The following is a 20,914-nucleotide window of genomic DNA, read 5'->3' as shown; positions in this document are numbered from 1 at the left end:
CACCCGAACATGCACTTCCTGACAATCGACGACCTTACGACCGACGACCTCGCCGCCGTCCTCGAGGACGCGGCGGCGCTGAAGCGCGCGCAAGCCGACGGCATCCCCCACGAGGCGCTGCCCGGCCGGACGCTCGCGATGCTGTTCGAGAAGCCGTCGACGCGGACGCGCGTCAGCTTCGAAGTCGGCGCGACCCAGCTCGGCGGCCACGCGGCGTTCCTCGGCGAGGACGACGTCCAGTTAGACCGCGGCGAGCCCCTCTCGGACACGGCGGCCGCGCTGGGCCTGTACGCGGACGCGGTGATGGCCCGCGTGTTCAGCCACGGCGACCTGGAGACGCTCGCCGCGAACGCCGGCGTCCCGGTCGTGAACGGCCTCACGGACGACGCCCACCCCTGCCAGGGGCTGGCGGACCTCCTGACGCTCCGCGAGGAAGTCGGCGACTCGGGGACGGTGGCGTGGGTCGGCGACGGCAACAACGTCGCCGCCTCGTTCGCCGTCGGGGCCGCGATGCTCGGCTACGACGTGCGCGTCGCGACGCCGGACGGCTACGGCCTGAGCGAGGACGTCCTCGACCGCGCGAGCGGCCACGCCTCGGCGTCGGGCGGGAGCGTGTCGGTGACGAGCGACCCCGGCGCGGCCGCCGACGGCGCGGACGTCGTCTACACGGACGTCTGGGTGAGCATGGGCCAGGAGGCCGAGCGCGACGAGCGCCTCGCCGCCTTCGAGGGGTTCCAGGTCGACGCGGACCTGCTCGGGGACGCGGCGTTCATGCACTGCCTGCCCGCGAACCGCGGCGAGGAGGTACCCGCAGACGTCATCGACGGCCCCCAGTCCGCGGTCTGGCAGCAGGCCGAGAACCGCCTGCACGCACAGAAGGCGCTGCTCGTCCACCTGCTCGGCTGACCCCGGACTCCGGCGGCGTCGAGCGAGTCGGCGTCGAGCGAGTCGGCGTCGAGCGAGTCGAGGCCGTCGGTCGGGAGGGCCGTGTCGTCAGTCGAGGGCGGCGTACACGACGCCGGTGACCGCGCCGTAGACGACGTGGCCGACGAGGCTCGGCACGCTGACGGTCGGGACGCTCGGCGCGCCGCCGAAGCCGACCGCCTGCAGCCACACCGGCATCACGAGCACCGCGAGCACCGCCCACAGCACCACGCCGTAGCCGAGACCGAGCGCGGTCGTGCGCGCGAGGTCGCGGGTCCCCGCGGCCGTCGCGGCGCCCGCCGCCGGGCCGGCAAAACACGCAGCACCCGGCCGGTATTTGTGTGTCCGCCACGGAGTGGGGGACATGAGCGACCTCTCGCTGGGCGGCGAACCGCCGGCCGTCGCCGACGACGGCGTCTGGCTGGCGTGCGTGGAGTGCGGCGCGACCGTCGCGCCGTTCGACGACGTGGTGTACCGGTGTCCGGACTGCGACGGCCTCCTCGAGGCGCGGTACGCCGACTACCCCACGTTCGACGACTTCGACGGCAGCGGCGTCTGGCGGTACGCGGCGGCGCTGCCGTTCGACGAGGGCGTCTCCATCCGCGAGGGGGACACGCCGCTGTACGAGGTGCCGGACGTCGCCGCCGCGGCGGACGTCGCGGACGTCCGCGTGAAACACGAGGGCGCGAACCCGACGGGGAGCTTCAAGGACCGCGGGATGACCGTCGGCGTGAAGGTCGCCGACCGGCTGGGCGTCGACCGGCTGGCGTGCGCCTCCACGGGGAACACGTCGGCGGCACTGGCGGCGTACGGCGCGCGAGCGGACACGCCCGTCCTCGTCCTCCTCCCCGCGGGGAAGGTCGCGGCGGGGAAGGTCGCACAGGCGGCGCTGCACGGCGCGCGCATCTGCGAGGTGGACGGGAACTTCGACGACTGCCTGGACGTCGTCGCGGAGCTCGCGGACCGCGGCGAGGCGTACCTCCTGAACTCCCTGAACCCGTTCCGCCTCGAGGGCCAGAAGACCATCGGGCTCGAGGTCCTCGAGCAGTCGCTGGCGGCGACCGGCGAGTGGCCGGACCGCGTCGTCCTCCCGGTGGGGAACGCGGGGAACACGGCGGCGCTGTACAAGTGCTTCCGCGAGCTCGTCGCGGCCGGCGCGATGGACGAGACCGAGGTGCCGAAGCTGACGGGCGTCCAGGCCGCGGGCGCGGCGCCGCTGGTGGAGGCCGTGGAGGCGGGCCGCGACCACGTCGAGCGCTGGGACGACGTGGAGACGAAGGCGACCGCCATCCGCATCGGCAACCCCGTGAACGCGCCGAAGGCCCTGCCGGGCATCTACGAGACCGGCGGCACCGCGGTCGCGGTCTCCGACGACCAGATCACGGCCGCCCAGCGCACGCTCGCCGAGGACGGCGTCGGCGTCGAACCGGCGTCCGCGGCGAGCGTCGCCGGCCTGCTCGAGCTCCGCGAGCGCGGCGCGGTCGGCGCCGACGAGCGCGTCGTCTGCCTGACGACCGGCCACCTCCTCAAAGACCCCGACGCCGCCGCCGACGCGGGCGGCGAGCCGACGCCGGTCCCGGCGGACGCCGACGGCGTCCTGGACGCGCTGTAGCCCCGGCGAGCGCAGCGCCGTGGTCGTCGCGGCGCGACCCACGCGGCGGACGCGACCAGCGCAGCACACGCCACAGGCGTGGCGGACACGCCCAGCGCAGCACACGCCACCAGGGCGGCTCAGGCCTCCGCGTCGAGCGCCTCGTCGCGGAGGCGCCGGTCGCGCTCGGTCTCGACGTCCAGGGAGGGAATCGTCGTCGGGTGCATGTCCTCGTCGACGGCGACGAACACGAACTGCGAGGTCGTCGTCTGCTCGCGCTCGCCGGTGCGGGGCTCCTCGCGGAACGCCCGCAGTCGGACGCGCACGCTCGTCCGGCCGGCGGCGTACGCGTACGACTCGATGACGCACGTGTCGCCCTGGGGGATGGGGCGCTCGAAGTCCAGGCCGTCGATGCGCGCGGTGACGCACGTCTCGCCGGCGAGCCGCATCGCCGACATCGCGCCGACCTCGTCCATCCACTTCACGACGTTGCCCCCGTGGGCGGACGCGTAGTTGTTCGTGTCGTTGGGCTGGACGCGCACCCGGTTCTCGATGTAGGTGTCGGTGACGGTTGGCACGCCGGAGAGACGGCCGCCGCCGGCAAAATTGCTCGCCCGACTCGGGGCGCGTCGGAGCCGCCTCGCCGCCACTACCGTCGTGTCGGGTGCTCTGAACATGGTTCCGCCAACGCCATTTTTCCGTCCGACAATCCTGCGTTCGGGACGTCATGGCCACCGCAGAGACGTACGGCGCGATCAGTCTGGCCCCGGCGCTGCTCGCCATCGCCCTCACGCTGTGGTCGCGGCAGGTGTTGCTCTCGCTGTTCGCGGGCATCTGGATCGGCGCGACCGTCCTCGTCGGCTGGAACCCAATCGCGGGCGCCGCGAAGAGCCTCGACCTCCTGGCGGTCCAGGTCACCGAGCCGTTCAACGTCAGGCTGCTGTTGTTCACGTTCCTCATCGGCGCGATGCTCGGGATGGTGTTCCTCTCCGGCGGCATGAACGCCCTCGCGAACCGCATCACCCGGCGAGTGAAGACGCGCAAGCAGGCCGAGCTCGGCACCGGCGTCCTCGGGATGCTCATCTTCGTCGACTCCTACGCCTCCACGATGATCACGGGGTCGGTGATGCGGCCGATCACCGACCGCTACGACATCTCCCGGGAGAAGCTCGCGTACATCCTCGACTCCACGACCGCGCCGACCGCGTCGGTCGCCGTCGTCTCGACGTGGCTCGGGTTCGAGGTCGGCCTCATCCGCACCCAGTTGCAGAACGCGGGCGCTGGCGTCGACCCGTTCGTGTTGTTCCTGCAGTCCATCCCGTTCCGGTTCTACAGCCTGCTCGCGATGGCGCTCGTGTTCGTCGTCGTCCTCGGCGACCTCGACTTCGGGCCGATGAAGGAGGCCGAACGCCGCGCCCGCGAGGAGGGGAAGCTCGTCCGCGACGACGCGACGCCGCTCATCGAGACCCAGGAGGACGACATCGACACGCCCGACCACGTCGAGGGCGAGTGGTGGTACTTCGCCGCGCCCATCCTCGTGATGGTCGGGATGACCGGGTTCTCGTTGCTGTACTCCGGGGGCTTCTTCGGCGGCCGGGGCGTCGTCGACGCGCTCAGCGAGGCCAACACCGCGAACGCCATCCTCTGGGCGGCGTTCGCGAGCGCGGCGACCATCCTCGCCATCCTCGTCGGGCACGCGCGCGTCGAACTCGAGGACGTCAGCGACTCCATCTTCGAGGGGTTCAAGATGGTGATGTTCCCCGTCGCCGTGCTGTCGATGGCGTGGACCATCGGCGCGGTCAGCCAGCAGCTCGGCGTCGGCCCGTACGTCGTCAGCATCACGGAGGGGCTCGTCACGCCCGAGCTCCTGCCGGCGGTCATCTTCGTGAGCGCGGCGCTCATCTCGTTCGCCATCGGCACGTCCTGGGGGACGATGTCAATCATCTTCCCGGTCGCCGTCCCGCTCGCCGTCGAGATCGGCGGCCCGCTCCCGGCGGCCGTCGGCGCCATCCTCACCGGCTCGCTGTTCGGCGACCACTGCTCGCCCATCTCGGACACGACCGTCCTCTCGAGCATGTTCGCGGCGAGCGACCACGTCGACCACGTGAACACCCAGATCCCGTACGCCGTCCTCGCCGGCAGCGTCGCGACGCTGCTGTTCCTCGCGGCGGGCTACGGGACCCCGGTGTGGGCGGCGCTCGCAGTCGGCGTCGTGGCCGTCGTGGCCGGCGCGTACGTCCTCTCCGAGCAGGTGGACGTCGGCGCCGTGACCGTCTACGAGAACTAGGGTCGCGCGCGTCGCGTCGAGCTGCCGTCTCCGCGTCCACGCGCGTGCCGCCAGGGGGAGCGTATCTAGCCCGGGACGGACGTTCGACCGCGCCACCCCAGGACGGACGTTCGACCGCTCCACCCCAGGACGGACGGGTTCCGACCGGGCCGCCGGCGGTTCACTCGCCGTTCAGCTCGATGGCCTTCGCGTCGATGATGCGGTCGTCGGCGAGCAGTTCCTCGACGACGCCCGCTGGCACCGGCGAGTCGAGGTTGTAGACGGTGAGCGCCTCGCCGCCGATGGTCTCGCGGGCGTTGAACATCCCCGCGATGTTGACGTCGTTGTCGCCGAGCACGGTGCCGATGAAGCCGATGACGCCGGGCTCGTCGCGGTTGCGCGCGGCGAGCATGTGGCCGTGCGGGACGGCGTCGACGCGGTAGCCGTCGATCTTCACGAGCCGGGGGTCGTCGCCCGCGAACAGCGTTCCGGAGACGGTGAGTTCCCCCTCGCCGTCGCCGACGGTGACCGAGACGAGGCTCTGGAAGTCCTCGCTCTGCCGGGACTTCGACTCGGTGACGTCGATGCCGCGCTCCGCGGCGACCCGGGGGGCGTTGACGGCGTTGACCTGCCACTCGAGGGGCTCGAAGACGCCCTTCTGGGCGCTCGCGGTGACGAGTTCGAGGTCCTCATCGGCGATGTCGCCCTCGTAGCTGACCTCGACGCGCTCGATGCGGCCGTCGAACAGCTGGGCGGCGACCTTGCCGGCGGTCTCCGCGAGGTCGATGTACGGCTCGATGCGGCCGAACGCGGACTCGTCGACGCTCGGCGCGTTCAGGGCGTTCAGGACGGGCTCCTCGCGCAGCGCGGCGACGACCTGGTCGGCGGTGGTGGTGGCGACGTGCTCCTGGGCGGCCTGCGTGGACGCGCCGAGGTGCGGCGTGAGGACGACGTCCTCGACGTCGAGCAGCGGCGAGTCACGGGGGAGCGGTTCCTCGGCGAACACGTCGAGGGCGGCGCCGGCGAGCACGCCGTCCGCGACGGCCTCGGCGAGCGCGTCCTCGTCGACGACGCCGCCGCGCGCGACGTTCACGACGTAGCCGCCCTCGAGCTGGGCGAGTTCGTCCTCGCTGATCAGGCCCTCCGTCTCGTCCGTGAGGGGGACGTGGACCGTGAGGAAGTCCGCGCGGGCGACGCACTCGTCGAACTCGACGAGTTCGGCGCCGAGCTGGTCGGCGCGCTCCTCGCCGATGTAGGGGTCGTAGGCGACGAGGTCCATGCCGAGGCCGCCGAGGCGCTTCGCGACCTCCTGGCCGACGCGGCCGAGGCCGACGACGCCGAGGGTCTTCCCGTTGAGTTCCGTGCCGAGGAACTCGCCTTTCGCCCACTCGCCGTCCCGGAGGCGGGCGTGGGCCTGGGGGATGGAGCGCGCGGCGGCGAACGCCATCGCGACGGTGTGTTCGGCGGCGGCGCGGACGTTCCCCTCGGGGGCGTTGGCGACGACGACGCCGTGTTCGGTGGCGGCGTCGATGTCGATGTTGTCGACGCCGATGCCGGCGCGGCCGACGATGACGAGGTCGGGCGCCGCCTCGAAGACGGCCTCGGTGACCTCGGTGCCCGAGCGCACGACGAGCGCGTGCGCGTCGCCGACGGCGTCGAGGAGGTCGTCGCCCTCGGCGTCGTAGGCCGTCTCCACGTCGTGGCCCGCCTCGCGGAGTCGGTCGAGGCCGGCGTCCGCGATGGGGTCCGTCACGAGTACCTTCATGCAACAGGGGTCGGGGGCCGCCGCGGATAAGCGTTTCCGCACGTGCATGAATTGTCGACTGTCAGCTCGGCGTACGATGTGCACGTTCGTGGGATTCGGGGCGCGGTTCGCGGCGGGACTGTCCACGCCCGCGCGTGCAATCGGCGGCGCTTGCCGCACCCGCCTCGCGCGAGCGTGCTCGGCGCCACGCGACCCCGGCGTCACGGACGACCACCCACGGCGTCAGCGACCACCCACGGCGTCGCGGACGACTGCCGCCTCCGCCTTCCGCAGCAGTTCGCCGGCGGTGCTGGTCGCGCAGTCCAGCGCAGCCGCGACGTCGGCGACGGACCCCGTGCGCGGCACGTCGTAGTAGCCGCAGTCCAGGGCCGCGGCGAGCGCCTCGCGCTGCCGGCCGGTCAGCGCCGCCGGCGCGTCGCCGTGCTCGAAGTCGCGGACGGACGCGACGCGCGCGTCCAGGACGGCCGAGAGGTCCTCGTGGAACGCCGCGAGCGCCGCGGAGTCACCCACGGCCTCGAAGCGCGCGGTGCGGTCCGCGCGGAACGTCAGCGGCGGCAGGAACGCGGCGTCCGCGGCCGCGACCAGGTCCAACAGCGGGGCCGCGAACCCGTACTCGGTCTGGCGCGTGAACGCGAAGGTGCCGTCGGGGTCGGCGACGAGACTCCAGTCCGCGACGGCGTCCACGCCGGCCAGCACGTCGCGGACGACGTCCTCGCCGGCGTCGAAGACCGTCAGCGTCGTCGCGCTCCCGACCGGCCCCCACGTCAGCACGGACACCCGCGAGAGCGCGTCGCGCTCGACGACCGCGGCGTGGACCGGGTGCGTGTACTCCGGCGGGTACGCGGCCTCGAAGGTGACGCGGTTCACGCGCCGAGACACCACGCCCACCAATTTAAAACACCGGATGTGTGCGGCGACGGGCACACCACCGGCGGCCGGCAATCGTCCACCATGAGCGCCACGGCGAGCCCGCGTGAACGCACCGACGACGCCGAGGAACCGCCGTGCGACGGTAGGTCGTCGCCACCCCGGACCACGTCGGTCGGCGGCGCGAGCGTCGCGTACGCCGAGTACGGCGACCGCCGGGGCGAACCGCTGGTCGTCCTCCACGGCACGCCCGGGTCGCGGCTGCTCGGCGGCCTCTACCACGGCCCGGCACGCGACGCCGGCGTGCGCGTCCTCTCCGTCGACCGACCCGGCTACGGCCGCAGCGACCCCCGGGACGACTACTCGCCCGCCGACGCGCCCTCGCTGGTGGCGGCCGTCCTCGACGACGCCGGCGTCAAGTCCGCGGGCGTCGCGGCGTTCTCCGGCGGCGCGCCGCACGCGCTCGCCACCGCTGCGGGCCTCCCCGAGCGCGTTCGCGGCGTCGACGTCGTCGCCGGCGGCGTCCCCGGCCCGGAGCGCGACGAGACGCCGCCGCCCCTGCGCCTGCTCGGCGCGCTCGCCGCCCGCGCGCCGCGCCTGCTCGGCGGCCTCCTGCGCGGACAGGCGTGGCTCGCGCGCCGCCGCCCCCCGGCGTTCGTCACCGCGCAGTACACCGCCAGCGACCGCGGCGACCCCGTCCCGGACGACGTCGCGGCCGCCGTGAAGCGGGACTTCCTGGAGGCGCTCTCGCGGTCCCGGAGCGGCGTCGTCCGGGAGGCCGCGCGGTCCGCCGACGACTGGGAGGACGCGCTGTTCGCGGTGGACTGTCCGGTGCGGTGGTGGCACGGCGAGCGCGACGACAACGTCGCGCTCGCGGCCGCCGAGCGGACCGCCGACCGGCTCCCGGACTGCGAGCTCCGGCGCGTCGACGCCGACCACCTCGGCGCGCTGGTCGCGACGCGGGCGGCGGTCTGCGAGCGGTACGGTCGCGCGTGAGGACGGCTACAACGTCTGCCACGGCAGCGACGCTTTTCCCTGCGCGTCGCCTACGGCGCGGTGATGCTGGTCGCGTTCGACTTCGACGGCACGCTCGCGGACTCCGAGATGATGGACCGGCTCGCCGCCCGGCGCGGCGTCGGCGACGACGTCAGCGCCATCACCGAGCGCGCGATGCGCGGCGAGCTCTCCTACGCGGAGAGCCTCCGGGAGCGGGCCGCCCTCGTCGCCGGCCTCGACAGCGAGGCCGCCGCCGAGGTCTACGACGGCGTCCGGCTGCGGGACGGCGCCGGCGACCTGCTCGGGACGCTCGCCGACGACGGCGTGTGCGTGGTCGTGCTCACGGGCGGCTTCGGCCGCGGCGTCGAGGCCGCGCTGGACGCCGCGGACGTCGCCGTCGACCGCGTGGTCGCGAACCGCCTGCCGGAGGCCGACGGCGAGCTCGCGGGCGACGTCGAGGGACCGCTCGTGGAGGGGACGAAAGACGACGCGCTCGTCGACGTCGCCGACGACTTCGGCGTCGACGTCGCGGACACGGTCGCCGTCGGGGACGGCGCGAACGACGCGCCGATGCTCGCCGAGGCGGGCCTCGGCGTGGGGTTCCAGCCGAAACCGGGGGTCGCCGAGCACTGCGACGTCGTCGTCGACTCGATGGGAGAACTCGAGGAGCTGCTTCGCGGACGGGGCGTCCTCGACTAGGCGAGCGTGCGGTCCGTCCACGCCGTCGCGACGCTCAGCACGGCCGCGCCGACGGCGACCGCCACGCCGTTGAAGGCGACGTTCGCGAGGTCGACCGTCCCGGGCTTGCCGACGACCTGCTGGCCCTCGACGCTCGCCGTCCCGAAGCCCATGGAGACGAGGAACGCGCCCGCGACGACCAGCAGGAACGCGCCGACCGCGGCGCCCGCGCCGGCCGCGACGAACAGTTCGCGGTCCCCGACGTCGAGTTCGCGGGCGGCGTACAGGCCGACGTAGGCCGCGACCGCCGCCGCGAGCACCGGGAGCACGTAGATGGCGAACTGCGCGCTGGTGTTCGCGAACTCCGTGGCCGCCATCGCGGCGGCCCCCTCCTGGCCGCCGGTGCCGGACGACGAGGACGTCACGGCGGGCTTCCCGAGGTACTTCAGCAGGACGAACGTCACGCCGAGGCCGACCGCGACGCCGCCGTTGACGCCGGCACTGAACTTCGCGAAGCGCTTCGTGAGCGGCGACGTCAGCAGGTCGCCGTACGACTGCCGGGCCGCCCCCGCTGGCTGTGCCGCGCCGGCCGCCTGGGTGGTCGGCTGCGATTCCACGCCGGTGTCCGCGTCTTGACCTGACATCACTGATGGACTGACACCTGCGGGACTTATAGCTTCGCCACAGTTGTCAGCCGAACAAGTAGTGTGTGACCGCCCGACTGCGCCGCGACCGCGGCGGTTCAGTTCGTCGGAGCGAGTTCCCTGCTGACGTACGCCGCGCCGACGCTGACGACGGCGACGCCGACGCCGACGGCGGCCGCGTTGAACGCCAGCGTCTCGAACGCGAGTTCCGTCCCGCCGATGTACATCGTCGACAGGCTCGAGGAGACCGCGTCGCTCGCGGAGATGCCCGCCTGGGAGAGCGCCGCGCTCGACGTCCCCGTGCCGGCGCTCTCCAGGGCCTCCTCGGGGACCGGGATGTCGGCGATGGCGACCGACGCGAGCGCGCCGACGACGAACACGAGCACGAACGCGCCGACGCCGCCGCCGAGCGCGGACGCCACGTAGGAGTGGCGGTCGCTGCCGTCGAGGTTGCCGGCGACGTAGAGCCCGGTCGCGACGCCGAGGACGCCCGCCGCGACCGGCGCGGTGTTGATCGCCTGGAACGCGAGCCGGTTGACGTACAGCTGGTCCATCGTCGGCCCGACGTCGACGCTCGCCCCCGACATCTGGGCCAGCCCGTTCAGCGACGACACCAGCGACGACGACAGCGGGTTGCCGCCGACGAACCCGACGAAGACGACGCCGAGGCCGACCGCCACCCCGACCAGTCCGAAGCACGCGACGGCGAACTTCACGTACGCCCTCGTGGCGGGGTCCGACACGAGGTCCCCGACAGACGGCTGGGCGCGTCCTGCCGCCTGCTGACCGCCCGCCGGCTGGCCGGCTGCTTGCTGGCCCGCTGGCTGCTGGCCCGCTGGCTGGTCGTCCGTCCGCAGTTCGCCCGGCGACTCGGCGTCGTCGTTTTGACCTGACATCGACCGTACGGTTCCCCTCACCGGTGTTAAAACTTACAGGTAAATTCCGCGACCACTCCGGCGCGAACGAGCACCGCCCCGCCGCCGTCGGTCGTCGTGCTGTCTATCGTCGGTCGTCGTCCTACCGTCGGTCGTCGCTCGGCCGCCGCTCGTCGACCGGCTGTCGGGAGCGTGTGACGGAAAAACCCGCGACGGGTGGGGTCGCGGGGTTCCCGGGTCGAACGGCCAGGGCACACTGAGCGGACTCGACCCGGGCGGTCGCACCTAGGTGGGTCCGTCCCTTGCTTAATTGGGCGTTAACACCGTTTCATCGCGCGGTTTTCTGTCGGGGACGCAACGAGAACGTTGATTTGGGGCGCGCGGCTACGGTCGGACAGTGGTGGGGGAACACGCGACCGACGACCGGCTCCCGGAGGCCGAGATCCACGACGTCCTCCGGAACGACCGGCGCCGCATGGTCATCGAACTGCTCGGCGACGCCGACGGCCCGCTGACCGCGCGCGACCTCTCGGAGACCATCGCCGCGCGGGAGGCCGGCGAGGACCCGCCGCCGCGGAAGGTCCGCCAGAGCGTCTACATCTCGCTCCAGCAGACGCACCTCCCGAAACTCGAGTCGCTGGGCATCGTCGACTACGACGAGAACACGAAGGAGGTCCGGCCCGCCGAGAACGCCCCCGAGGTGGGCGTCTACATGGAGGTCGTCCCGAAGTACGGGCTGTCGTTCGGCGAGTTCGTCGCCGGGCTCGGGGTGCTCGGCGCGCTGCTCGTCGCCGCCGCGGAGACCGGCGTCCCCGGCGTCAGCGCGGTCGGGGCCAGCGCGTGGGCGGTCCTCGGGTTCGCCGCCGTCGCCGTCGCCGGCGCCTACCGGACGTACAGCCAGCGGAGCTCGCTCGTCCACCGGCTCCGCCGGTAGGCCCGCTCACTCGGTCGCCGCCTCGATGGCGTCCGCGAGGTCCGCGACCACGTCCGCCGGGTCCTCGATGCCGACGCTCAGCCGCACCATGTCGTCGCGAACGCCCGCGGCGGCCTGCTCCTCGGCCGTGAGCTGCTGGTGCGTGGTGCTGGCGGGGTGGATGACCAGCGTCTTCGCGTCCCCGACGTTCGCCAGCAGGCTCGCCAGGACGGTGTGCTCCGTGGTCCGCCTGGCGGCCTCGTAGCCGCCCTCGAGGCCGAACGCGATCATGCCGCCGTACCCACCGTCGAGGTACTCGCTGGCGTTGTCGTGGGTGGGGTGGTCCTCGAGGCCCGGGTACGTGACCCACGCGACGTCCTCGTGGTCGGCGAGGTACTCGGCGACCCGCTGGGCGTTCTCGCAGTGCTTGTCCATGCGCAGCGGCAGCGACTCGAGCTTCTGGAGGGTCTGCCAGGCGTCGTACGGCGACTGCTGGTTCCCGAGGTCGCGGAGGCCGCGCGCGATGCCGGCGTACGTGAACGCCGCGTCGCCGAACGCCTCGGCGAAGTTCACGCCGTGGTAGGCGGGGTTCTCCGCCCCGATCTCGGGGTACCTGTCGGCGTGTTCCGCCCAGTCGAAGGTGCCGCCGTCGACGAGCGCGCCGCCGACGGTGGTGCCGGCGCCGTGGAGCCACTTCGTCGTGGAGTGCCAGACGACGTCGGCGCCGTGCTCGATGGGGTTACAGAGGTACGGCGTCGCGAACGTGTTGTCCACGATTAGCGGCACGCCGGCCTCGTCGGTGATGTCGCCGAGGCGCTCGAGGTCCGGCGTCGTGAGACTCGGGTTGCCGATGGTCTCGACGAGCACGTACGCGGTGTCCTCGTCGACGGCGTCCTCGTAGGCGCCGTAGTCGAGGGCGTCCACGAACCGCGTCGTGACGCCGCGGCGCTCGACGCTGTGCGTGAGGTAGGTGTACGTGCCGCCGTAGAGGTCGCTGGACGCCACGACGTTGTCGCCCGCGCTCGCGAGCAGGAACGTCGCGAGGTCCAGGCTCGCCATCCCGGAGGCGGTGGCGACCGCGCCGACGCCGCCCTCGAGGGCCGCGAGGCGCTCCTGGAGGGTCTCCACGGTCGGGTTCATCAGCCGCGAGTAGATGTACCCGGGCTTCTCGAGGCCGAACTGCGCGGCGGCGTCGTCGCTGTCCTCGAAGACGTACGAGGTCGTCTGGTAGATGGGCGGCGCGCGCGACCCCGTCGCGGGGTCGACGTCCTGGCCCGCGTGGACGCTGTTCGTGTCGAAGCCGTAGTCGTCAGCCATACGCACAGGGAGGGACGCAGGACGATAAGGCGCGTGGGCACCTGCAGTTCCTGCCGGTCGCTGTGACGCGGCCGCCGGTCCCGACCGGCTACCCCGAGAAGAGGCTGTTGTGGACGGGCGCGTACTGCGTCCGGCGGTCCTCGTCGTGCTCGACGGTGTCCGTCACCGCGCGCCCGGCGACGCCGTCCGCGAGGAAGTCCCGGACGGGCGGCCCCACCGACTCGGGTTCGACGAGGAACGCGTCGTGGCCGTGGTCGGAGTCGACGACGTGGTGGGAGACGGGGACGTCGCGCTCGCGGAACGCCGCGGCGAGGCCCTCGCTCTGCTCGACGGTGAAGTGCCAGTCGCCCGTGAACGACACGAGCAGGGCCTCGCCCGCGAACGCGCCGACCGCGGCGGCGTCGGACTCGTAGCCCTCGGCGAGGTCGTAGTCGTCCATCGCCCGGGTGAGGTAGAGGTAGCTGTTCGCGTCGAAGCGGTCGGTGAACTTCTCGGCCTGGTAGTCGAGGTACGACTCCACGTCACGGTACGGGAAAAACCCCGCCGCCTCGTCGACCGGGAACGCGTCGCCGCCGGCCTCCCGGCCCGCGGTGCGGCGGCCGAACTTCCGCTCCATGGAGTCCTTCGAGAGGTACATCAGGTGGCCGAGCTGGCGCGCGAGAGCCAGTCCCTGCTCGGGGCCGGCGGAGTCCGCCGGCGAGTCCCCGTAGTAGTCGCCGCCCTGCCAGTCCGGGTCGCCGCGGATGGCGCGGCGCGCGACGGCGTTCAGCCCGAGGCACTGGGCGTCCAGTCGGGGCGCGGCGGCGATGGCGGCGACGCGCCGCACGTCGTCCGGGTAGCGGCGCGCCCAGTCGAGGGCGTTCATGCCGCCGACGCTCCCGCCGAGGACGGCGTGCAGTCGGCCGACCCCCAGGTCGTCGAGGAGGCGGCGCTGGACGCGCGTCCAGTCGCCGACCGTCACCGGCGGGAAGTCCGTGCCGTACGGCTCGCCGTCGGGGCCCTCGCTGGCGGGCCCGTCCGTGCCGTAACACGACCCGGGGACGTTCGCGCAGACCACGTGGTACTCGTTCGTGTCGATGGCCTTCCCGGGGCCGACGACGTCGTGCCACCAGCCCCGTCCCTGGCCGTCGCTGCGGCCGCGGACGTGCTGGCTGCCGGTGAGCGCGTGGCAGACGAGGACGGCGTTGTCCCCGTCGAAGTCGCCGTACGTCTCGTAGGCGACCGTGAAGTCCGCGAGGGTCTGCCCGCACTCGAACTCGAAGCGGTCGAACGTCGTCGTCGGCATCAGGCGCCCACCTCCGGTCGCGCGGCCGCGGCGGTCCGGGCGACGGTCATCGGTGCGCCTCCGCGAGCGCGGCGTCGAAGTCCGCGAGCACGTCCCGTTCGTCCTCGATGCCGACCGACACGCGCACCATGTCGGGTTCGACGCCGGCGGCGCGCTGCTCGGCCGCCGAGAGCTGTGCGTGCGTGGTGCTGGCGGGGTGGATGACCAGCGTCTTCGCGTCCCCGACGTTCGCCGCGAACGACGCGAGGTCGACGGTCTCGCAGAACCGCTTGGCGGCGTCGAAGCCGCCCTCGGGTCCGAACGTGAGCATGCCGCCGTAGCCGCCGCCAGCGCCGTCCCCGCCGCTGTCTAGGTACTCGGTGGCGTTGTCGTGCGTGGGGTGGTCCTCGCGGCCGGGATACGACACCCACGCGACGCCGTCGTGGTCGGCGAGGAAGTCCGCGAGCGCGGCGGCGTTGCTGCAGTGTCGGTCCATCCGGAGCGGCAGCGTCTCGACGCCCTGCAGGGTCTGCCAGGCGTCGAAGGGGGCCTGGCCGGTGCCGGTGGCGCGCACGGCGCGCTGGCGGACCGCGGCGGCGAACGCGCGGTCGCCGAACCGCTCGGCGAAGTCGAAGCCGTACGCCGGGTTCTCCCCGGAGAGTTCGGGGAAGTCGGCGTCCGGGTGGTCCCAGGGGAACGTGCCGCCGTCGACGACGACGCCGCCGAGCGTGGTGCCGGCGCCGTGCAGCCACTTCGTCGTGGACTCCCAGACGACGTCGGCGCCGTGCTCGACGGGGCGGCAGAGTTCGGGGGTGGCGAACGTGTTGTCCACGACCAATGGGACCGCGTTGTCGTGGGCGACGTCGGCGAGCGCGTCGAAGTCCGGGGTCACCAGCGAGGGGTTCGCGACGGTCTCGACGTGCACGAACGCGGTGTCCTCGTCGACGGCGTCGGCGACGGCGTCGGGGTCGAGGGCGTCGACGGTGCGCGTCTCGACGCCGCGCTTGCCGGCGATGTGCGAGAAGTACGTGGCGGTGCCGCCGTACATGTCCTCGCCGGCGACGACGTTCGACCCGACGTCGGCGAGCACAGTCGTGACGCCGTCGATGGCGCCCATGCCGGCGTTCGTGGCGACGGCGCCGACGCCGCCCTCGAGGCTGGCCAGGCGGTCCTCGAGGACGGCGACGGTGGGGTTGGAGATGCGCGAGTAGACGTCGGCCTCGGAGTCGAGCGCGTACCGGTCGGCGGCGTCGTCGGCGTCCGGGAAGACGTACGACGTGGTCTGGTGGATTGGCGGGGCGCGCGCCCCTGTCGCGGGGTCGACGTCCTGGCCCGCGTGGACGCTGCGGGTGTGGCGCCCGCCGCTCGCGTCGGTCATGTATCGAGGTAATAGAGTCGGGAGAGAATATGCGTGCCAGTTACGGCAACGCTTGCCCCGGGCGGCCGGGTCGGCGGAACCGCCAGCGGGCCCGGGGCCGGACGCGTCCGGCGGGGCGTCCGATTCCGGCGCGTTCTTCACACCCGCCTCCCAACGCGGCGTATGGTCACGCGGGAACGCGGCGCGCTCGCGAGCGTCGTCTTCACCGTGCTGTTCGCCCAGGTCCTCCTCTACCCCGGCGCCGCCGACGTCGTCGCGTCGTTCGGCGCCACCGACACCGAGACCGCCAGCCGGTGGTTCCTCGCCGCCGAGTTCGGCGCGTTCGTCGCGTTCGCCGGCGTCTGGGGCGTCGCCAGCGACCGCGCCGGCCGCCGCGTCCCGTTCATCGTCGCCGGCGCGCTCGCCGGCAGCCTCGGGTACGCCGCGCTCGCGCTCGCCGACGTCTCCTTCGGCGCCGTGCTCGCGCTCCGCGTCGCCCAGGGCGCGGCCACCATCGGCGCGTTCTCCCTGGCGATGACGATGCTGATGGACCTCTCCGACGACCACGGCAAGGACATGGGCGCCGCCGGCATCGCCATCGGCTCGGGGACCGCGCTGGGCGCCCCCGTCGGCGGTCAACTCACCGAGCTCGACCCGCGTGCGCCCCTCGCGGCCGGCGCGGTCGTGCTCGCGGTCGCCGCCGCCCTCGCCGTCCGCATCCCCGACCGTGCGCCCGACGGCCACGGCGACCCGCTCCGGCGCGGCCTCCGCACGCTCGCCGACCGGCCCGCCCTCGGCGTGCCCTACGCGTTCGGGTTCATCGACCGCTTCACCGCCGGCTTCTTCGCGCTCGTCGGCACGCTGTACTTCCGGAACGCGTTCGGCCTCGACGCCGGCGCGGTCGGCCTCACCCTCGGGCTGTTCTTCGCGCCGTTCGCGCTCCTCCAGTACCCCTTCGGGCGGCTGTCGGACCGCGTCGGCCGCACCGCCCCCATCGCCGCCGGCTCCGCCACCTACGGCCTCGCCGTCCTCGGCGTCGGCCTTGCCCCCCACCTCCGGGTCGCCCAGGGCGGGATGGTCGTCGTCGGCGTCCTCGGCGCGCTCATGGCGCCCGCGACGATGGCGCTGGTCACCGACCTCGCCGCAGACAGCGAGCGCGGCGTCGCCATGGCCGGCTTCAACGCCGCCGGCTCCCTGGGCTTCCTCGCCGGCATCGTCGGCGGCGGCTGGGTCGCCGAACAGCACGACTACCTCACCGCGTTCCTCGTCGCCGGCGGCGCCGAACTCGCGCTCGCGCTGCTCGCGCTCCCCGCGCTGGTGCGCCTCGACCCGGACGCGTAGCGGCCCGGCGCCGCCTCAGCGCAGCCGGTCGCGCGCCGCCTCCACGCCCGCCCGGGCGTCGACGTCGACGTCGACCTCGGTGAACGCCTCGCCGACGGTGCGGACGCCGCGCAGGATCTGCTCGCTCGTCAGGCCGCCCATGTTCGACACGCGGAAGATCTCCCCGCCGAGGTGGGCCTGCCCGCCGCTGATGGAGACGCCGCGAGCGGCCACGGCGTCGTGGAAGTCGTCCGCGGCGTCGCCCCGGACGGCCTCCGGAAGGCGGACGGCGGTGACCGTATTCGAGAGCGCGGAGCCCTCGGCCACCTCCGGGAACGACTCGAGGCCCATCGCCCGGAACGCCTCCCGGAACGCCGCGGCCTGCCGGCGGTGGCGCGCGATGCGGTCGGGCATCCCCTCCTCGCGGATGTCCGCGACCGCCGCCGCGAGCCCGCGGAACAGCGGCACCGCGCTCGTGAACGGCGTCTGGTTCGACTCGGCCTTCCGGAGGTGCCAGTCGAGGTCCTCGTAGAACGGCGCGCCCTCGCCGTGCACGTGGTCCGCGGCGGCCTCGGTGACGTAGAGCGCGCTCACGCCCGGCGGCCCCGCCAGCGCCTTCTGGCCGTCCGTGACGGCGACGTCGACGTGCCAGTCGTCGACGCGGAACTCGTCGCCGCCGATGCTCGTCACGCCGTCCACCACGAAGCGCGCGTCGTGCTCGGCGGCGAGCTCGCCCACCGCCTCAACGGGGTTCAGCAGGCCCGTGCTCGTCTCGTTGTGGACGATGGTCACCACGTCCGTGTCGTCCGTGATCGCGTCGGCGACCGCGTCGACGTCGACGGACGTCCCCCAGTCGAAGTCCACGCGCGTCGCGTCCGCGTGCCGGTCCGCGATGCGCGCGAACCGCCGGCCGAACTTCCCGTTCACCACGGAGACGACCTCGCTGTCGCGGTCCGTGAGGTTCGCCACCGCCGCCTCCATCCCCATCGTCGCCGTGCCGTTCAACAGCAGGGCGGTGCCGCCGGCGGACGTCGACGCCCCCCTCGGCGTCGAGTGCTCGAACACGTACTCGAGGTGGTCCTGGGCGCGCTCGTAGACCGCCTCGAAGGCGGCCGAGCGGTGCGACACAGCGGGTTCGGCCATCGCCGCGCGCGCCTCGCGCGTCATCGGCACCGGCCCCGGATTCAGCAGTAGGAAGTCCTCTCGCATACCGGGACGTCGGCGCGAACGCGGATAAGGTGGTCGGATCCATGCAACGCCTGCCGGTCTGCGAGTGGCTCCCACTCGCGGTGGAGCGTCACTCGGTGCCGGTCGCGGACCGCCGTTCGCCACCGCTCTCCCCGGCGTGCCGTTCCCCCACCGCTACCCCGGAGTGCCGTTCCCCCACCGCTTACCACGGATGGCCGTGTACCCCACCGCATGGCCGACGCGGACGGACGCGACGACGTCCACGACGAACTCGACGACGCCCCCGAGGACAACCCCTACGTGCGCGACCCCCACACCGACTTCGCGCCCCTCGGGGACGTCACCGAGGAGGCGGCCGAGACGGAGGCCGAACTGCTGCGGGAGGCCGTCCGCTACCACGACTACCGCTACTACGTCCGCAACGACCCCGTCGTCTCCGACGCCGCCTACGACCGGCTGTTCGAGCGCCTCCGCGAACTCGAGGACGCATTCGACCTCCAGACCGCGGACAGCCCCACGCAGCGCGTCGGCGGCGAGCCCGTCGAGCGCCTCGGCACCGTCGAGCACGTCGCGCCGATGCTGTCTATCGACGCCAGCGGCGACGCCGACGACGTCCGCGAGTTCGCCGACCGCGTCGAACGCGGCGTCGGCGACGTCGACTTCGTCTGCGAGCCGAAGTTCGACGGGCTCTCCCTCGAAGTCGTCTACGAGGACGGCCGGTACGTGCGCGCGGCGACGCGCGGCGACGGCCGGACGGGCGAGGACGTCACGGAGAACGTCCGCACCATCGAGAGCGTCCCCCAGCGGCTCCGCGGCGACCCGCCGGAGTTCCTCGCCGTCAGGGGGGAGGTGTACATGCCGCGGGACGCGTTCCAGGCGTACAACGCCGAGCGCGTCGAGCGCGGCGACCAGCCGTTCGCGAACCCGCGGAACGCCGCCGCGGGCACGCTCCGCCAGCTCGACCCGAGCGTCACCGCCGAGCGGCCGCTGGACTGCTTCTTCTACGACGTCCTCGCTGCCAGGGAGGGAAGCGGGGGCTCGGAAGGCGGATCTTCCGGCGTCCTCGCCGCCGACGACGGGAGCGAGAGCGACGTCGACGCGGACGCCTCCCGCGGCGGGCTCGACGTCGGGCTGGCGACCCACTGGGCCGAACACGAGGCGCTGCCCGAGTGGGGGCTAAAGGTCAACGACCGCACCGAACTCGTCGACGACGTCGAGGCCGCCGTCGCGTACCGGGACGCGCTCGGCGAGGACCGCGAGGCCCTCGACTACGAGGTCGACGGCGTCGTCCTCAAGGTGAACGACCGCGCGGCGTGCGTCGACCTCGGCACCACGTCGCGGCACTACCGGTGGGCGTTCGCGTACAAGTTCCCGCCGCGCGCCGAGGTCACGACCGTCACGGACGTCGTCGTCCAGGTGGGGCGGACCGGGCGGCTGACGCCGGTCGCGCTCCTGGAACCCGTCGAAGTCGGCGGCGTCACGGTGTCCCGGGCCAGCCTCCACAACCGCGAGGAGATCGCGGCCCTCGGGGTCGACGTCGGCGACGAGGTGCGCGTCGAGCGCGCCGGCGACGTCATCCCGTACGTCGCCGATGTCGTCGAGTCCCACTCCGCCGGCCACTTCGAGCTGCCGGCGACGTGCCCGCGCTGCGGGAGCGACGTGGAGTACGACGGCCCCATCGCGTTCTGCACGGGCGGGCTGGCGTGCCCCGCCCAGCTCGTGCGCTCGGTCGGCTACTTCGCGGACGTCCTCGACGTCGAGGGGCTCGGCGAGGAGGCCGCCGAGCAGTTCGTCGAGGCGGGAATCGTCGAGGACGACGTCGCGGACCTCTACGACGTCTCCGAGGCGGAGCTCGCCGCGCTCGAGGGGTGGGGCGAGCGGAGCGCGCGGAACCTCCTGGCGGAACTCGAGGCCGCCCGCCACCCGCCGCTGGGGGCGTTCCTCGCGGCCATCGGCATCAAGGAGGTCGGCCCGACCGTCGCCCGGGACCTCGCCGCGCACTTCGGAACCCTGGACGCGTTCCTCGACGCCGACGAGGCCGACTACCGCGAGGTCGAGGGCGTCGGCGACGTGGTCGCCGGCCACATCGCGGAGTTCCTCGCGAACGACCGGAACCGCCGCGTCATCGAGCGCCTCCGCGACGAGGACCGCCTCGGCGAACCCCGGTCGCCGTCCGCGGCGGGCGGCGACGAGCTCGCGGGACTGGCGTTCGTGTTCACGGGCGGCGTCGAGGGCTGGACGCGCGACGACCTCCGGGGCCTCGTCACGCGGCACGGCGGCGACGCGCCCTCGTCCGTGTCCGGGAACACGGACTACCTCGTCGTCGGCGAGAACCCCGGCGCACGCAAGCGCGAGGCCGCCGACGAGCACGGCGTCCCTCAGGTGTCGCCCGCGGAGTTCTTCGACCTGCTCGCGGAGCGCGGCGTCGACGTCGACCAGTAGCGGTCGCGGCGCGACGATATCGGCGCGGCGACCAGTAGCAGTCGCGGTGACCAGCAGCGGTCGGGGCGCGACGACAGCTGTCGCTACGGGACGTGAGTGCGTGTGCTCCGCGGACGCGTCGCTGTGCGCCGCGAGAGCGGGAAAATACCGCTTTAGTTCAGTACGCCGAGATCAGGCGCGAACGACGTTCGTCGCGCGCGGGCCCTTGTCGGCCTGCTCGATGTCGAATTCGACTGCCTGGCCCTCCTCGAGGTCCGGACCGCCAACGTCCTCCATGTGGAAGAAAACGTCCTCGTCCGCGTCCTCAGTCTCGATGAAACCGTAACCGCCAGTGTCGTTGAAGAAGTCAACGTTGCCTTCTGCCATTGCATCAGTAGGGAGGTGTGTTGTACGGATAAGACTTCCGAGGGTCGCGTTACCACGGACGTCGGGCCCCGAAACCCGGAATTTCGGATAGACTGTCAGCCACACAGAAGTGCCGATAGCGTCCACGGGACGTACAGCGGC

At 73.0% G+C, this 20,914-nt stretch carries 19 protein-coding genes; 8 read left to right on the top strand and 11 right to left on the bottom strand.

Going from position 1 to position 20,914, the window contains the following annotated elements; translation table 11 throughout:
- Positions 1-9 precede the first annotated feature (9 nt).
- The gene (gene argF, locus U5911_RS04915; protein WP_336035770.1) at positions 10-906 is read left to right on the top strand and encodes an ornithine carbamoyltransferase; all 897 of its coding nucleotides are present in this window, start codon (positions 10-12) and stop codon (positions 904-906) included.
- A gap of 87 nt (positions 907-993) precedes the next feature.
- On the opposite strand, the gene U5911_RS04910 is transcribed toward argF, so the two are convergent.
- Positions 994-1,290 (bottom strand): hypothetical protein, encoded by a 297-nt coding sequence (locus U5911_RS04910; protein ID WP_336035768.1) that lies wholly within the window; start codon positions 1,288-1,290, stop codon positions 994-996.
- Here U5911_RS04910 and thrC point away from each other — a divergent pair.
- Positions 1,289-2,536, top strand: a complete 1,248-nt coding sequence (gene thrC / locus U5911_RS04905) for a threonine synthase (RefSeq protein ID WP_336035766.1) — start codon at positions 1,289-1,291, stop codon at positions 2,534-2,536. The genes U5911_RS04910 and thrC overlap by 2 nt on opposite strands.
- A gap of 119 nt (positions 2,537-2,655) precedes the next feature.
- On the opposite strand, the gene U5911_RS04900 is transcribed toward thrC, so the two are convergent.
- Positions 2,656-3,093: an acyl-CoA thioesterase gene (locus tag U5911_RS04900; protein WP_336035764.1), complete on the bottom strand. Its 438-nt coding sequence runs from the start codon at positions 3,091-3,093 to the stop codon at positions 2,656-2,658.
- 149 nt (positions 3,094-3,242) lie between these two features.
- Here U5911_RS04900 and U5911_RS04895 point away from each other — a divergent pair, with 149 nt between their 5' ends.
- Positions 3,243-4,802 (top strand): Na+/H+ antiporter NhaC family protein, encoded by a 1,560-nt coding sequence (locus tag U5911_RS04895; RefSeq protein ID WP_336035762.1) that lies wholly within the window; start codon positions 3,243-3,245, stop codon positions 4,800-4,802.
- A 160-nt stretch (positions 4,803-4,962) separates the two neighbouring features.
- Here U5911_RS04895 and serA read toward each other — a convergent pair whose 3' ends face one another.
- The gene (serA, locus tag U5911_RS04890; RefSeq protein ID WP_336035761.1) at positions 4,963-6,546 is read right to left on the bottom strand and encodes a phosphoglycerate dehydrogenase; all 1,584 of its coding nucleotides are present in this window, start codon (positions 6,544-6,546) and stop codon (positions 4,963-4,965) included.
- Positions 6,547-6,768: 222 nt separating this feature from the next.
- Positions 6,769-7,413 carry a helix-turn-helix domain-containing protein gene (locus U5911_RS04885; RefSeq protein ID WP_336035760.1) on the bottom strand — a complete coding sequence of 215 codons (645 nt, stop codon included), beginning with the start codon at positions 7,411-7,413 and terminating at the stop codon, positions 6,769-6,771.
- 84 nt (positions 7,414-7,497) lie between these two features.
- On the opposite strand from U5911_RS04885, the gene U5911_RS04880 reads away from it, so the two are divergent.
- Positions 7,498-8,409 carry an alpha/beta fold hydrolase gene (locus U5911_RS04880; protein WP_336035759.1) on the top strand — a complete coding sequence of 304 codons (912 nt, stop codon included), beginning with the start codon at positions 7,498-7,500 and terminating at the stop codon, positions 8,407-8,409.
- A gap of 60 nt (positions 8,410-8,469) precedes the next feature.
- Positions 8,470-9,108, top strand: a complete 639-nt coding sequence (gene serB / locus U5911_RS04875; protein ID WP_418771512.1) for a phosphoserine phosphatase SerB — start codon at positions 8,470-8,472, stop codon at positions 9,106-9,108.
- On the opposite strand, the gene U5911_RS04870 is transcribed toward serB, so the two are convergent.
- Together U5911_RS04870 and U5911_RS04865 are read right to left on the bottom strand one after the other, a co-directional pair.
- Complete coding sequence (locus U5911_RS04870) at positions 9,105-9,731, bottom strand: hypothetical protein (protein ID WP_336035757.1); 627 nt, start codon at positions 9,729-9,731, stop codon at positions 9,105-9,107. The two genes, serB and U5911_RS04870, sit on opposite strands and share 4 nt — an antisense overlap.
- A gap of 98 nt (positions 9,732-9,829) precedes the next feature.
- Positions 9,830-10,627 carry a hypothetical protein gene (locus tag U5911_RS04865; RefSeq protein WP_336035755.1) on the bottom strand — a complete coding sequence of 266 codons (798 nt, stop codon included), beginning with the start codon at positions 10,625-10,627 and terminating at the stop codon, positions 9,830-9,832.
- 376 nt (positions 10,628-11,003) lie between these two features.
- Here U5911_RS04865 and U5911_RS04860 point away from each other — a divergent pair, with 376 nt between their 5' ends.
- The gene (locus tag U5911_RS04860) at positions 11,004-11,540 is read left to right on the top strand and encodes a DUF7344 domain-containing protein (protein WP_336035753.1); all 537 of its coding nucleotides are present in this window, start codon (positions 11,004-11,006) and stop codon (positions 11,538-11,540) included.
- A gap of 6 nt (positions 11,541-11,546) precedes the next feature.
- On the opposite strand, the gene U5911_RS04855 is transcribed toward U5911_RS04860, so the two are convergent.
- The 3 genes from U5911_RS04855 to U5911_RS04845 all read right to left on the bottom strand — a co-directional run bounded on the left by U5911_RS04855 (position 11,547) and on the right by U5911_RS04845 (position 15,478).
- On the bottom strand, positions 11,547-12,836 hold the full coding sequence (locus tag U5911_RS04855; RefSeq protein ID WP_336035751.1) for an O-acetylhomoserine aminocarboxypropyltransferase/cysteine synthase family protein: 1,290 nt from the start codon (positions 12,834-12,836) through the stop codon (positions 11,547-11,549).
- An 88-nt stretch (positions 12,837-12,924) separates the two neighbouring features.
- Positions 12,925-14,121 (bottom strand): homoserine O-acetyltransferase MetX, encoded by a 1,197-nt coding sequence (metX, locus tag U5911_RS04850; protein ID WP_336035749.1) that lies wholly within the window; start codon positions 14,119-14,121, stop codon positions 12,925-12,927.
- A gap of 46 nt (positions 14,122-14,167) precedes the next feature.
- A complete protein-coding gene (locus tag U5911_RS04845; protein WP_336035747.1) occupies positions 14,168-15,478 on the bottom strand; it encodes an O-acetylhomoserine aminocarboxypropyltransferase/cysteine synthase family protein in 1,311 nt (436 codons plus the stop codon).
- A 162-nt stretch (positions 15,479-15,640) separates the two neighbouring features.
- On the opposite strand from U5911_RS04845, the gene U5911_RS04840 reads away from it, so the two are divergent.
- Positions 15,641-16,798 carry an MFS transporter gene (locus U5911_RS04840; protein ID WP_336035746.1) on the top strand — a complete coding sequence of 386 codons (1,158 nt, stop codon included), beginning with the start codon at positions 15,641-15,643 and terminating at the stop codon, positions 16,796-16,798.
- A 15-nt stretch (positions 16,799-16,813) separates the two neighbouring features.
- Here the strand turns inward: U5911_RS04840 and U5911_RS04835 are convergent, their stop codons facing one another.
- Positions 16,814-17,986: a pyridoxal-phosphate-dependent aminotransferase family protein gene (locus U5911_RS04835; protein WP_336035745.1), complete on the bottom strand. Its 1,173-nt coding sequence runs from the start codon at positions 17,984-17,986 to the stop codon at positions 16,814-16,816.
- Positions 17,987-18,196: 210 nt separating this feature from the next.
- Between U5911_RS04835 and ligA the strand changes: the two genes are divergently transcribed.
- Entirely contained in the window at positions 18,197-20,407 is a 2,211-nt protein-coding gene (gene ligA, locus U5911_RS04830; RefSeq protein ID WP_336035743.1) for an NAD-dependent DNA ligase LigA, read from the top strand.
- 171 nt (positions 20,408-20,578) lie between these two features.
- Here ligA and U5911_RS04825 read toward each other — a convergent pair whose 3' ends face one another.
- Positions 20,579-20,773, bottom strand: coding sequence for a cold-shock protein (locus U5911_RS04825; RefSeq protein ID WP_336035742.1), 195 nt, complete (start codon positions 20,771-20,773; stop codon positions 20,579-20,581).
- Positions 20,774-20,914: the final 141 nt, after the last annotated feature.

Source organism: Halobacterium yunchengense, assembly GCF_037031165.1.
Classification (GTDB): Archaea; Halobacteriota; Halobacteria; order Halobacteriales; family Halobacteriaceae; genus Halobacterium; species Halobacterium yunchengense.
Note: the sequence above shows the minus strand (reverse complement) of the source record. Positions and strands in the feature narration are given on the sequence as shown.